Annotated in this window: 12 protein-coding genes; 1 reads left to right on the top strand and 11 read right to left on the bottom strand. The window is 45.0% G+C overall.

The genetic code is table 11. The annotated features are described in order from the left end of the window. Positions 1–5: 5 nt before the first annotated feature. The 11 genes from phoU to G5B12_RS05765 form a co-directional block, all read right to left on the bottom strand. Positions 6–689 carry a phosphate signaling complex protein PhoU gene (gene phoU, locus G5B12_RS05815; protein WP_021977009.1) on the bottom strand — a complete coding sequence of 228 codons (684 nt, stop codon included), beginning with the start codon at positions 687–689 and terminating at the stop codon, positions 6–8. Positions 690–693: 4 nt separating this feature from the next. Then, entirely contained in the window at positions 694–1,452 is a 759-nt protein-coding gene (gene pstB, locus G5B12_RS05810; protein WP_015526284.1) for a phosphate ABC transporter ATP-binding protein PstB, read from the bottom strand. Positions 1,453–1,461: 9 nt separating this feature from the next. Continuing rightward, complete coding sequence (gene pstA / locus G5B12_RS05805) at positions 1,462–2,376, bottom strand: phosphate ABC transporter permease PstA (RefSeq protein ID WP_173771899.1); 915 nt, start codon at positions 2,374–2,376, stop codon at positions 1,462–1,464. Next, complete coding sequence (pstC, locus tag G5B12_RS05800; RefSeq protein ID WP_021652474.1) at positions 2,366–3,223, bottom strand: phosphate ABC transporter permease subunit PstC; 858 nt, start codon at positions 3,221–3,223, stop codon at positions 2,366–2,368. Before pstC ends, pstA begins: the two co-directional genes overlap by 11 nt. Positions 3,224–3,346: 123 nt before the next feature. Next, positions 3,347–4,210, bottom strand: a complete 864-nt coding sequence (locus G5B12_RS05795) for a substrate-binding domain-containing protein (protein WP_021652475.1) — start codon at positions 4,208–4,210, stop codon at positions 3,347–3,349. Positions 4,211–4,365: 155 nt separating this feature from the next. Next, the gene (locus tag G5B12_RS05790) at positions 4,366–4,800 is read right to left on the bottom strand and encodes an RrF2 family transcriptional regulator (protein ID WP_021977005.1); all 435 of its coding nucleotides are present in this window, start codon (positions 4,798–4,800) and stop codon (positions 4,366–4,368) included. Positions 4,801–5,322: 522 nt separating this feature from the next. After that, complete coding sequence (cysK, locus tag G5B12_RS05785; RefSeq protein WP_174087900.1) at positions 5,323–6,255, bottom strand: cysteine synthase A; 933 nt, start codon at positions 6,253–6,255, stop codon at positions 5,323–5,325. Positions 6,256–6,426: 171 nt separating this feature from the next. Continuing rightward, entirely contained in the window at positions 6,427–8,490 is a 2,064-nt protein-coding gene (locus tag G5B12_RS05780) for an ATP-binding protein (protein WP_174087899.1), read from the bottom strand. A gap of 213 nt (positions 8,491–8,703) precedes the next feature. Continuing rightward, entirely contained in the window at positions 8,704–9,714 is a 1,011-nt protein-coding gene (locus tag G5B12_RS05775) for a DUF4097 family beta strand repeat-containing protein (RefSeq protein WP_174087898.1), read from the bottom strand. Further along, positions 9,707–10,399, bottom strand: a complete 693-nt coding sequence (locus G5B12_RS05770; protein WP_021977001.1) for a DUF1700 domain-containing protein — start codon at positions 10,397–10,399, stop codon at positions 9,707–9,709. The genes G5B12_RS05775 and G5B12_RS05770 overlap by 8 nt, the downstream gene beginning before the upstream one ends. Next, positions 10,396–10,716, bottom strand: a complete 321-nt coding sequence (locus tag G5B12_RS05765; protein ID WP_118061753.1) for a PadR family transcriptional regulator — start codon at positions 10,714–10,716, stop codon at positions 10,396–10,398. The genes G5B12_RS05770 and G5B12_RS05765 overlap by 4 nt, the downstream gene beginning before the upstream one ends. A gap of 177 nt (positions 10,717–10,893) precedes the next feature. Here G5B12_RS05765 and G5B12_RS05760 point away from each other — a divergent pair, with 177 nt between their 5' ends. Further along, positions 10,894–11,922, top strand: coding sequence for an N-acetylmuramoyl-L-alanine amidase family protein (locus tag G5B12_RS05760; protein ID WP_021976213.1), 1,029 nt, complete (start codon positions 10,894–10,896; stop codon positions 11,920–11,922). Positions 11,923–11,933 lie beyond the last annotated feature (11 nt).

The following is an 11,933-nucleotide window of genomic DNA, read 5'->3' as shown; positions in this document are numbered from 1 at the left end:
AATGATCATTCTCCGGTAAGATAATTGTCGGTGTGACTGGCACTGTTTCTGTGGACTCCCGTGATGGAGTATTCTACCCACTCCGCAATGTTTACAGCATGATCACCGATACGTTCAAAATACTTCGCAGCCATAAGAATGTCAAGCCCCAATCTTGCATCCGGGTTTCCGCTGCTTAAGATCTCAACCAGTTTTTCCTTGATCTCATTAAACGCATTATCTACCTTGTCATCATCATCGATCACCTGTCTGCAGAGTTCCAGGTCACCTTTTACAAAAGCATCGATGCTTTCTGTAACCATCCGGACAGTATCCTCTGCCATCTTCCGGATATTAATGATATCTCCGGTAACTGCTTTGTCCTCGATATGCTTGGAAAGATCCGCAATATCTGCTGCCTGATCACCGATACGCTCCATGTCGGAGATCATCTTCAGTGCAGCGGAGATGGCTCGCAGGTCACCGGCTACCGGATGCTCATGAAGAAGAAGTTTCATACAGAGATTTTCGATCTCTCTTTCCTGAGAATCGATCTCTTTTTCTGTCTCAAAGATCTTGCCAATGAGAGTCATCCCGCCTTCACCCTGAATAGCTTTGGCAGAAAGTGAAATTGCTTTTTCGCAGAGACTTCCCATGGTGATCAGTTCCACGTGAAGCTCTTCCAGCTGTCTTACAAAACGTTCTGACATAATATCAACCAAACCTTCCTGTAATATAATCCTCTGTACGCTTATCCGCCGGCATGGAGAACAGCTTGTCTGTATCCGCAAATTCCACAACCTCACCAAGAAGGAAAAATGCTGTCTTGTCGGAGATACGGGTTGCCTGCTGCATGTTATGTGTGACCATGACAATGGTGTAATCCTTTTTAAGCTCTACTGCCAGATCCTCGATCTTGGAAGTGGAGATAGGGTCCAGGGCAGATGTGGGCTCATCCATAAGAAGCACCTCCGGCTGTACTGCCAGGGCACGGGCAATGCAGAGACGCTGCTGCTGTCCGCCTGACATTCCAAGAGCACTTTTTTTCAAACGGTCCTTGACCTCATCCCAGATGGCCGCATCACGGAGAGATTTTTCCACGATCTCGTCCAGCTTCGCCTTGGAACGGATACCGTGTGTTCTCGGGCCGTATGCAATATTATCATAGATGCTCATTGGGAACGGATTGGGCTTCTGGAATACCATACCCACACGTTTACGCAGAAGATTCACGTCCATATCTCCGTAAATATCTTCCCCGTCAAGCTCTACCTTTCCTGTGATGGTACAGCCTTCCACAAGGTCATTCATACGGTTTAAAGATTTCAGAAGTGTGGATTTACCGCAGCCGCTTGGTCCGATAAATGCTGTGATCTCCTTTTCCGGGATCTCCATATTGATTCCCTTCAGGGCATGAAAGCTTCCGTAATGAAGATTCATATTGTCAATTGAAATTTTTGTATTTTCACTCATGATCGATCATTATCCTTTCGCAATTTTTCTGGCTACCAGACCGGACAGTCCGTTGATAACAAGTACAAATGCCAGAATGACTACTGCTGTTGCAGATGCCTGGTTTACATGAAGTCCCTCACTGGAAAGCACATACATGTGAAGTGCCAGGGTACGTCCGGAACCCATCAGGCTGTTTGGAACTGCCGCAACAGTACCGGAGGTATAAAGAAGTGCTGCAGTCTCACCTACCACACGTCCGATGGCCAGGATCACACCTGCCAGGATTCCAGGAACTGCGGAGGGAAGTACAATCGTAAAAATAGTACGGAGCTTGCCTGCTCCAAGTCCGAAGCTTGCCTCACGGTAAGAATCCGGAACAGATTTCAGTGCTTCCTCAGCGGTACGCATGATCAGGGGAAGTACCATGATCACCATGGTCAGGGCACCGGAAAGAAGAGACATGCCCCAGTGCAATGCAGTTACAAAGAACAGCATACCGAACAGACCATATACGATGGATGGAATACCGGAAAGTGTCTCTGCGGTAATACGGATCAGCTTTACAAAACGGCTGCCTTTTTTTGCATATTCCACAAGGAAGATCGCTGCAAAGATTCCTACCGGAGCGGCAATCGCCAGAGATACCAGTGTCATGATCAGGGTATTGATCAGTGACGGGAGAAGGGAAACGTTCTCTGAGGTATAGGTAAGGCTGAACAGACTTGCATTCAGATAGGGAATACCTTTTACAAGCACATAGCCGATCAGGAAGAACAGCAGTGCAAAAGTGATCACAGCTCCCAGCAGTGTGAGAAATGCCAGGACTCCTGCACCAGGATGTCTTGCATAAGACTTCAGCTGGTCTCCTATGGTAAGTGTATTTCTTTTTTTCATGATTGTTTCTGCCGCAGGATCTGCAGTTACTGATACGTTAGTTTGCATACTCCGCCCTCCTGTTCAGCAGTGAAAGACTTAAGTTGATGATCAGGATAAATACAAAGAGTACAACTCCTGTTGCGATCAGTGCTTCTCTGTGAAGTCCTGATGCATATCCCATCTCTGTTACGATGTTTGCAGTCATGGTACGGACACCCTGAAGAAGTCCCTTCGGCATACGTGGCTGGTTTCCAGCTACCATGATCACGGCCATGGTCTCACCGATGGCACGTCCGATCCCAAGGACAACGCCTGCCAGGATTCCGGATTTTGCTGCCGGAAGCATAACAAAGAAAATGCTTCTTTCTTTTGTTGCGCCAAGCGCAAGTGAGCCTTCATAGTAGCTTTCCGGAACGCTTCGTACTGCCGATTCCGTAACTCCGATGATCGTCGGAAGGATCATGATTCCCAGAAGGATACATGCTGCCAGCATACTGCTTCCGGTTCCTCCGAACAGCTGGCGGATCAGCGGTACCAGGAGAACCAGACCAAAATAGCCATATACGATGGATGGAACGCCTGCCATAAGCTCAATACCGGATTTCAGTGGTTTATAGATTTTTTTCGGGCAATATCTTGCCATAAATACGGATGTAAAAAGTGCGATCGGAACTCCGATAAGGATTGCTCCTGCAGTTACATAAATACTTGCCACGATCATTGGCAGGATTCCGAATTTATCGTTTGTTGGTCTCCATTCTGTTCCGAAGAGGAATTTTAAGGGACCGATCTTTCCCATTGCAGGAAGGCCGTTTGCAAAAAGGAACACACAAATAAGAAATACTGCAAGAACCGATGCACAGGCCGCAATGAGAAAAACGACCTTCATGGCCTTTTCTCCTAAATGATTCATAAGACACCTTTCTCTCTGTTCCAGTGGATATCCACTGTGCTGATATATAACGGAGCGGCTTTCCTGACCTTGTCATGATCGCCGCTCTTTGTAAGATACTTCAATCGTTTTTTATCCGGGAATTTATTTGGTCACGTCTTCCCAGTCTGTGATATCACCTGTGAAGATGGATTTTACCTGGTCACTTGAAAGCTCCTCAAGGTCATTGTCGTTGTTTACGATGACTGCGATACCATCTTTTGCGATCTCTGTAGCTTTAACACCTTTCTCTGTTTCCTCGTCCTTCAGCTCACGGGATGCCATTCCGATATCACATACACCCTCTGTTGCGCTATTGATTCCTGTTGTGGAGTCGCTGACCTGAACCTCTACTGTGATGTTTTTGTTTGTTTTCTGATATGCCTCTGCAAGCTTCTCCATTACAGGTCCTACGGAAGAAGATCCCATAACTACGACTTTGCCTTTTGCATCTCCGGCTTTGTATGCCTCTGCTTTTTCATCTACTTTGATGTAGCCTTCTTTTTCGATGATGTCCTGTCCGTCAGAGCTCATGATGTAGTTGATGAAATCCTGTGCTGCATCGCTGAGCTTGTCGCCTGTTACGATGTTGAACGGACGTGCTACCTTGTATGTATCATCTGCAACGTTCTCTGCTGTTGCCTCTGCTCCGTCGATCTTTACTGCTTTTACTGTATCGTTGAGGGAACCCAGAGATACGTATCCGATAGAGTTCTCATCGCCTGCTACTGTGGTAAGCATTACATCTGTGTTGTTTGTGATGCTTGCTTCCTGTGTTGTCATATCTACTTTCTCGCCGTCTTTTTCTTCTTCGATCCCAAACAGCTCTACGAATGCTCCACGTGTTCCGGATCCGTCCTCACGGGAAATTACGTCGATCGCTCCGGATGGTGCTGCCATTACAACGGTTCCCATTACTGTAGTTCCTATAAGTGCTGCTGTTAAAATACCTGCGATTCTTTTTTTCATGATTTTTTTCTCCTCATTTCTATGATCATTTTTACTTGCTTACTGCTTAAATACAGGTGTTATTATAGAAATGGAAGGTAAAATATAAAATCGCGGTTTTGTAAAATGTTAGTAAAAAAATGTGATATAAAAAAAAGCTGCTTGCGCAGTTTTTTTTATATGATGTACTCGTCCGCCTTCACGGATTGCCAGTTCATCAGGTCTTCCAATGTTATATGATCCACCACACCTTTGATAGCATCGTCCAGCTTTTTCCAGAGGATCTGGGTGACACAGTTCTCCTCACGTTCACAGAAGGCTCCGTTGTCGTCCAGACATTCCACAGGGGAAAGGCTTCCTTCTGTGAGACGAAGGATCATTCCGACCGTGTATTTATCCGGGGTCTGCTGCAGTGCATAGCCGCCCTGAGGGCCACGGACACTGCGGACAAAGCCTGCTTTGTTCAGGATGGATATGATCTGCTCCAGATATTTATCTGAGATCTCCTGGCGCTTCGCCACATCCTTCAGGCGGATCGGTTTTCCTGTATAATTTGTAGCAAGATCCAACATCAGTCTCAGCGCATATCTTCCTCTTGTAGAAATCCTCATGTAATATTTACCTCCAATATTTCAGTATTCTTCTGATTTATAGCCTTTCGCTCTTTCTGTTATTGTGCAGCTGTTCGGCCGGAAATATTCCTCTGTATTCCATGACCGGCACCCTTCTCTGTGATGCACAGGCAGCTTCCTGTATCTTCTTTCATAAGAAACAGAATCTGCTTTGCAGACTTTATTCTTTATATTGTTAATAGGTTTTGTTTGTTTTCTCTATTATACCCTAAAAAACTATCTGATACAAGTCAAGCGGATATTCGCAATCCGCTTTGCTACTTGCTCATAACCGAATAACTGCTTCGCAGTTTATCAGAAGGAGCCTGCACTCCTCCTGATACAAGCAAGTCCCCATCCAATGCTTATTGTTTTTCGCAACCCCGCAGGGGACTTACTTGATTCGGTAAAAATAAGAATAAAACCGGCGCTCCGGCAGCCTGCTTGGACAGGCATTCAGGAGCGCCGTAAATAATTCCGCAGAAGTACGCTTCGGGGCAAAAGAAGCGGTCTTCGGATCAATTATTTTGTAAACAGTGGTGTGGAGTAGTAACGGTCTCCGCTGTCCGGAAGAAGTGCTACGATCACTTTACCCTTGTTCTCCGGGCGTTTTGCAAGCTGGATTGCTGCATAGAGAGCTGCACCGGAAGAAATTCCTGTAAGGATTCCCTCTTTCTTGGTGAGGAGTTTGGATGTCTCAAATGCATCCTCATTTTCTACTGCGATGATCTCATCATAAACCTTGGTGTCAAGTGTATCCGGAACAAAACCAGCACCGATACCCTGGATCTTATGCGGGCCTGCTTTTCCCTCGGAAAGTACAGGAGATGTTGCAGGCTCAACAGCTACTACTTTCACGTTCGGATTCTGGCTCTTCAGATACTCACCTGTACCTGTGATTGTTCCGCCTGTACCAACACCAGCTACGAAGATATCTACCTTTCCGTCTGTGTCGTTCCAGATCTCAGGACCTGTAGTTGCTGCATGTGCCTTCGGGTTGGCCGGGTTCTCAAACTGTCCTGGGATAAAGCTTCCCGGGATCTCCTTGGCAAGTTCTTCTGCCTTGGCAATGGCACCTTTCATTCCTTTAGCTCCATCTGTCAGAACTACCTCTGCGCCGTATGCTTTCAGGATGTTTCTTCTCTCAACACTCATGGTTTCCGGCATGGTGAGGATTGTCTTATATCCCTTGGCAGCTGCGATAGCTGCAAGTCCGATTCCTGTGTTACCGGATGTTGGCTCGATGATGGTTGCGCCTGGTTTCAGAACGCCTTTCTGCTCTGCATCCTCGATCATTGCCTTACCGATTCTGTCCTTAACGCTTCCTGCCGGGTTAAAATACTCAAGCTTGGCAAGAATGGTAGCCTCAAGTCCTTCAGCCTTCTCTACGTTCTTTACCTCTACAAGCGGTGTGTTTCCGATCAGTTCCAGTGCGCTTCCGTAAATTTTACCCATGGTGATATCCTCCTTAATTCCTTATCTCTATTTCCTTATTTCCTAGTAACTATATATGTTTTCTGTGATTTGATTGAATTATATCATAGTACAGGGATTTGTCAATACATTTCCGCCAAAAAAACGCAGGAATTTTTCTCCAGAAAAATCCTGCGTTTTGTGCTGTTTCATTTATTCTGTTTTTATAATTTGGGCCAGCAGACGCATCATCTCATCCACGTCCAGCGGCTTCGCCAGAAAGCCATCCATCCCTGCTTCCTGTGCCTTTCGTCTGTCTTCATCATAGGCATTGGCAGTCATGGCAATGATCGGAATCTCAGCTCTCGAATCGTCCAAATCCCGGATCCTCTGTGTTGCCGTGTAACCATCCATATTTGGCATCTGGACATCCATCAGGATCACATCATAATATTTCTCCGGCATCTTTTTCAGTTCCTCAATACACTGGATGCCATCTTCCACATGTTTCACTTTTATTCCGGTTTCTTCAAGAACTGTCTCCGCAATTTCCGCGTTCAGTTCATTATCTTCCGCAAGAAGAATCCGTTTTCCTTCAAGCTTCTCTGTAATATCCGGAATATTCTGTTTCTCTTTTTCCCGAACCTGGTTTTCTAAACTGACAGGAAAAGAAAATTTCATAATAAAGCGGGTGCCTTTTCCCTCTTCACTTTCTACTTCGATGGTTCCACCCATCCGGTCAACCAGAGATTTTACGATTGGAAGTCCAAGTCCTGTGCCTGCAACTCTGGTTTCCGTAGAAGTATGTTCCCTGGAAAATTCCTCAAAGATATGTGGAAGATAATCCTGGCTCATTCCAATCCCGTTATCTTCTACAACAACTTTATAGTTTGCGTTTTTCTCATCCTCAGAATCCAGCTCATCAATGGATACTGTGATCTTTCCATGAGGATTGGTATACTTGATGGAATTGCTGACAACATTCAGAATAATTTCCTCCATCTTTGTTTTATCACACAGGATCTGATCGTGGACCACATTCAGGCTGCACTGATATTCCAGAGATTTTTTTGTAAGGGATGATTCAAAAACAGTGTTCATGGCTTCCACCATTTCACGGATATTTACACTTTCCGGATTCAGAGTGATCTTTCCACTTTCGATACGGGCCATTTCCAGAACCTGATTGATGATCGTCAGCAAAATATCGCTGGAAACCCTGATCTTTTTTATGTAGCCAAAAGATTTCTTTTCATCATGGAGACTCTTCTCAAGAAGTCCGGAAAATCCTACAATGGCATTCATTGGCGTCCGGATATCATGGCTCATGTTAAAGAGAAATCTCGTCTTTGCCTCATTTGCTTTTCTGGCTTTTTCCGCGGACTTCCGGATTTCTTCTGTATACAGTTTTTCTCTCTGTTTTCTGTGAAGCATCAGATAACAGATCGCAGTGGCCAGAACAGCTATGCTTACAGCAACCAGAAAAACCAGTGCCTGCTGTTTCACAGTAACCCATCCGGTATGTGGAATAATCTCAAAATACCAGGTGTCATTTGGAACCTTACAGCTGATCTGTACAGCCCCTTTGTGAATCGCATCTCCACCCTGGGCAATGATCGTTTTCTTTCCGGAATTTCCGTCTTTTTTCCACATCTGATAACAGTAGGAAGCATCGGTAAGCTTATCCAGTTCCAGTTCTTCCAGAAATCGGTTCCAGTCAAGTACCAGGATTGAGAATCCCCAGAAGGATTTTTCCCCGGATTTATCTGTAATATAAATCGGTTCAAACAACAGTGAGCCAAGGCCTCCCTGATTCAGCTCATAAGGACCGGCTATGGTATACTGGCCGCTTTTCATTGCCAGATTCGCTTCATGTTTACGGGCCGGACTATTTAGCATATCAATTCCAAAAGCTGCCTCATTTCCTTTCAGAGGATAAATATCCTTAACTACTCCGTCCGGTGCCAGTTCAATAGCTTTTATAATTTGAGAATCGTCGGAGATCATCTGCGACAGAGCCTGAAATTCTTTACTGTCCATCTGATGTCCGGATCCAATGATATTCTGAAAGAATTCTGAGACATCAAGATATCGATTAAGCTGTGATTTTATCCGGTTCACGGTTGTTTCCGCTGTAAAAGCAGCTCGCATTTTCTCTTCATTTACAGTATTCCTGTTGAGCAGCTGTCCGCAGACGGATACTATAAAGAAGGAAATGATCCCTACGACCAGACAGTAGATCCTGATCTGTTTTGAAGTATTATCTTTTTTTATCATTTGATTTTTTTTACCTTCTCCTGCTCGGTATAACGTTACGTCAGATGTATATTTTACCATCCTCATATTTTGTTTACAACAAAAAGAATCTTCCAAACGGCAGTGTTTTTGTCTGCTGCTGTTCAGAAGATTTCTTTTATTGGATCATTCTTTATTATCTGGCGGATTCAGGGTCAGATGACTGTTCAGGCAGATATCTGCTATCCGCATTATCTACTTTGCAGATTCGGTTAACATAATATCTCCGTCGCTACATTTCACACTTAAAGTCGGTGCGGAAGTGCCTACTTGGTTCTCATAAACAGAGAAGTCTTCCTCATTGCTGGATTTTCCACGGGAAAGATCTCCTGTATCTACATCCCCGTCTGTGGTTTTCAGATAAATGTTGGTTTTATCCACGCTGCTCTTTTTCATTTGGATGGAAACATCTCCGTTGGAGCTGGTGATTTCCATATCTCCGTTGAAACTGCTGTTGCCCATCTGAAGCTCACCATCATCAAGAGAAATCTGGCCGTCTGTAAGATCTGCTTTTTTTATGCTCACATCTCCGCTTTCGGATTTCAGCTGCATGTTATCCGTACACTGAAGCTCTTTTACATCCAGATCTCCGTCGCCAAGCTTTGCCTCAAATTTTTCAAACACGCCTTTGTCCAGCATCAGATCTCCATCGGAAAGTTGCGCTGTCATTTTTTCACATAAAAGCTGATCGGCAGTAAAATCTCCGTCCGAAAGCTGAATCTCAGCTTCCAGAAGCTGCGCTTTCTCCGGCACATAGAGAATCACTGTATTTACCGCATCTTCTTTCTGGGTCTGCTCTATATGTGTCCGAAAGACTCCCAGATCATATGTTATAAAATAACCTCCCGTTCCTCCTTCGGACTCCTTAAGTGTAAGTTCTCCGTCTTTATCCTCCCAGGTCAGGGGATCTTTCTTTCCGTTTTTCTCAAGTTTATATTCCATATAATAATGGTCATCATCCGAAGTCCGGATATCCAGGTCAAGATCCTCAAAATCTACATTCAGTTTTGTAAAATCATCGATCTGTTCTTTTTTCATAACTGCAAGGTTTTTATGAGCAGAAGAATTTCCTCCGGATACATACACATGATCTGAAGCATATGTGAAATCTTTTCCCCCGGCAAAATATCCTGCTGTAGAAAGAACGACTCCCGCCACACAGAGCGCTGTGCCTGTCATCAATGCTGTTTTTGCGATCTTATTCATTTCTTTGCACCTTCTTTCTTACAAATCGGTTTACCAGACGTCCGATTCCTGTTGCACACCATTTACAGATATATATGGTAAGCACACCGACCAGGATTCCGGCTCCTGCCATAAGAAATCCGCCGCCAACCATCATGCAGGCTGCTGCCACAGATTTCAGGATCAGTGTGGCTCCAAAACCGGCTACCATGATTCCTCCGGCTATGGTTGCGATGCTGGCCACACCCAGGGAAAAAATCACGGCTGCGATCACAACTACTACGGCAAACAATACTGCCAGCACACTGAACATAAGTGCCAGACTTACCGGTGACGCACAGAGGACAAGAATTGCAAGGAGGATGATCTTACCCGGAGAACGTTTCTTCTTTGTAGAATCACTGGTTGAAGCAGCTGCATTTTGTCCTGCTGCACTCCGTCGGTTGCCGGAACCTTCTGCCGGCAGTTCCGTCTCTTTTTCTCCGGTACTGTCTTTCCCGTCTCCCACACTCTCCTGCAGAAGATTCAGAAGCAGTTCCCTGGCTGCTTCCTTCGGCTCGCCAAGTTCCTCCATTACCTGCTGCTCATTCTCCGGACCTGCCTCATCGAAATATTCCGAAAAATATTCAATGGCATTCTCATAATCTTCTTTCGGAAGCCGCTTCAGATATTTCCTGAGCTGCTCCATATACTCTTTCCTCGTCATTTTCGAAGTCTCCCTTCCACAATATCATCTATGGTATCGCGGTATTCTCTCCACTCTTTCCTCAGATATTCCAGATGACTGCGTCCTTCCTCTGTGATGGAATAATACTTGCGCTTCCTTCCCTGGAACTCCTCGGAATAAGTTGTCAGATATCCGCCTGTCTCCAGCTTCCTCAAAATAGGATACAGAGTTGATTCCTTAATCGATGCTACCATCTTCACAGTCTGACTAATCTCATATCCGTAGGAATCCTGCTGTTCCACAACAGAGAGGATCAGGCATTCCGTCAGCACAGCTGACACCGGATAGTAATACATACGCTCACCCCTTTATGTAATTATTTTATATATAAAATTTTTATATATAATTATTTTACATATATAGTATCATACTTTTCTCTTTTGTCAAGGAGAATTTCGCAATTGCTTTTTCCGAAGTCCTTCTTTATAATGTTTTACAAATACAAACTATTTCCCAAGAAAGGACATGATCTTATGGAAAAAAAGCCCCATCTGATGGCGATCGTCCTGTTTCTGACGGGTCTTATCTGTATTGGACTGCTTTTTGGCTTAAGTTACAAAACCTATCAGAAAATTGATGCCGCAGACCAGAAAATGACTTCCGTCATCGAACCGGTCAAAACGAAGCAGAAAGCCATGAAAGAAGATATTGACCTTTATACAGCCAAGATCGAAAAGAAACAGGCAGCCGACAAATATCTGCAGCAACGCTCCCAGACTGAACAGGCAGTAAAGAACAACACCGGCGAACACGAACGCGCACCGGAATCCGAAAACAGCCAGAAAAGTTCCAAACCTTCTGTTTTCAGTGAAGCCGGTGGTGAGGGATTCTCTGACGGAGGCAGCGATACCACTGCTTCTGCTGCAAATGGTCACATCGTAGGAATTGATCCCGGACATCAGGGTGAAAACGTGGATATGAGCGCCACAGAGCCCAACGGACCTGGTTCCTCCACCATGAAAGCAAAAGCTTCTACCGGAACCAGTGGTTCTTTCAGCGGCCTTCCGGAATATCAGCTGAATCTGAATGTCTCTCTTCTTCTGAAAGATATCCTGGAGCAACATGGCTATCAGGTTGTAATGACAAGAACTGACAATGATACTGCGATCAGCAACAAGGAACGTGCGGAGCTGGTAGCATCCCAGGGTGCAGAAATCTGTGTACGTGTCCATGCAAACGGCGATGATTCTTCTTCTGTTTCCGGCGCACTGACCATGTGCCCATCACAGCAGAATCCTTATGTTTCCAGTCTCTATGACAGTTCCAACCGTCTTTCCCAGTGCATCATTGATTCCTACTGTGCAGCTACCGGTTTTCAGAACCGCGGTATTATCTATACAGATACCATGACAGGAATCAACTGGAGTACCATACCGGTTACTATTGTGGAAATGGGATTTATGACCAATCAGAATGATGATCTGAAGATGGCAGATTCTTCCTTCCAGCAGACAATGGCCGAAGGGATCGCCAATGGAATTGATGCTTATTTTCAGCAGTAAAAGGAGTATTT

The sequence above is a fragment of the Blautia sp. MSK.20.85 genome, from assembly GCF_013317245.1.
GTDB lineage: Bacteria > Bacillota > Clostridia > Lachnospirales > Lachnospiraceae > Blautia_A.
Note: the sequence above shows the minus strand (reverse complement) of the source record. Positions and strands in the feature narration are given on the sequence as shown.

Bases quoted from the DNA above. Each gene is read 5' to 3' on its own strand.
- phoU (WP_021977009.1), bottom strand. From the start codon at position 689: ATGTCAGAACGTTTTGTAAGACAGCTGGAAGAGCTTCACGTGGAACTG.
- pstB (WP_015526284.1), bottom strand. From the start codon at position 1,452: ATGAGTGAAAATACAAAAATTTCAATTGACAATATGAATCTTCATTAC.
- pstA (WP_173771899.1), bottom strand. From the start codon at position 2,376: ATGCAAACTAACGTATCAGTAACTGCAGATCCTGCGGCAGAAACAATC.
- pstC (WP_021652474.1), bottom strand. From the start codon at position 3,223: ATGAATCATTTAGGAGAAAAGGCCATGAAGGTCGTTTTTCTCATTGCG.
- G5B12_RS05795 (WP_021652475.1), bottom strand. From the start codon at position 4,210: ATGAAAAAAAGAATCGCAGGTATTTTAACAGCAGCACTTATAGGAACT.
- G5B12_RS05790 (WP_021977005.1), bottom strand. From the start codon at position 4,800: ATGAGGATTTCTACAAGAGGAAGATATGCGCTGAGACTGATGTTGGAT.
- cysK (WP_174087900.1), bottom strand. From the start codon at position 6,255: ATGGGTAAAATTTACGGAAGCGCACTGGAACTGATCGGAAACACACCG.
- G5B12_RS05780 (WP_174087899.1), bottom strand. From the start codon at position 8,490: ATGATAAAAAAAGATAATACTTCAAAACAGATCAGGATCTACTGTCTG.
- G5B12_RS05775 (WP_174087898.1), bottom strand. From the start codon at position 9,714: ATGAATAAGATCGCAAAAACAGCATTGATGACAGGCACAGCGCTCTGT.
- G5B12_RS05770 (WP_021977001.1), bottom strand. From the start codon at position 10,399: ATGACGAGGAAAGAGTATATGGAGCAGCTCAGGAAATATCTGAAGCGG.
- G5B12_RS05765 (WP_118061753.1), bottom strand. From the start codon at position 10,716: ATGTATTACTATCCGGTGTCAGCTGTGCTGACGGAATGCCTGATCCTC.
- G5B12_RS05760 (WP_021976213.1), top strand. From the start codon at position 10,894: ATGGAAAAAAAGCCCCATCTGATGGCGATCGTCCTGTTTCTGACGGGT.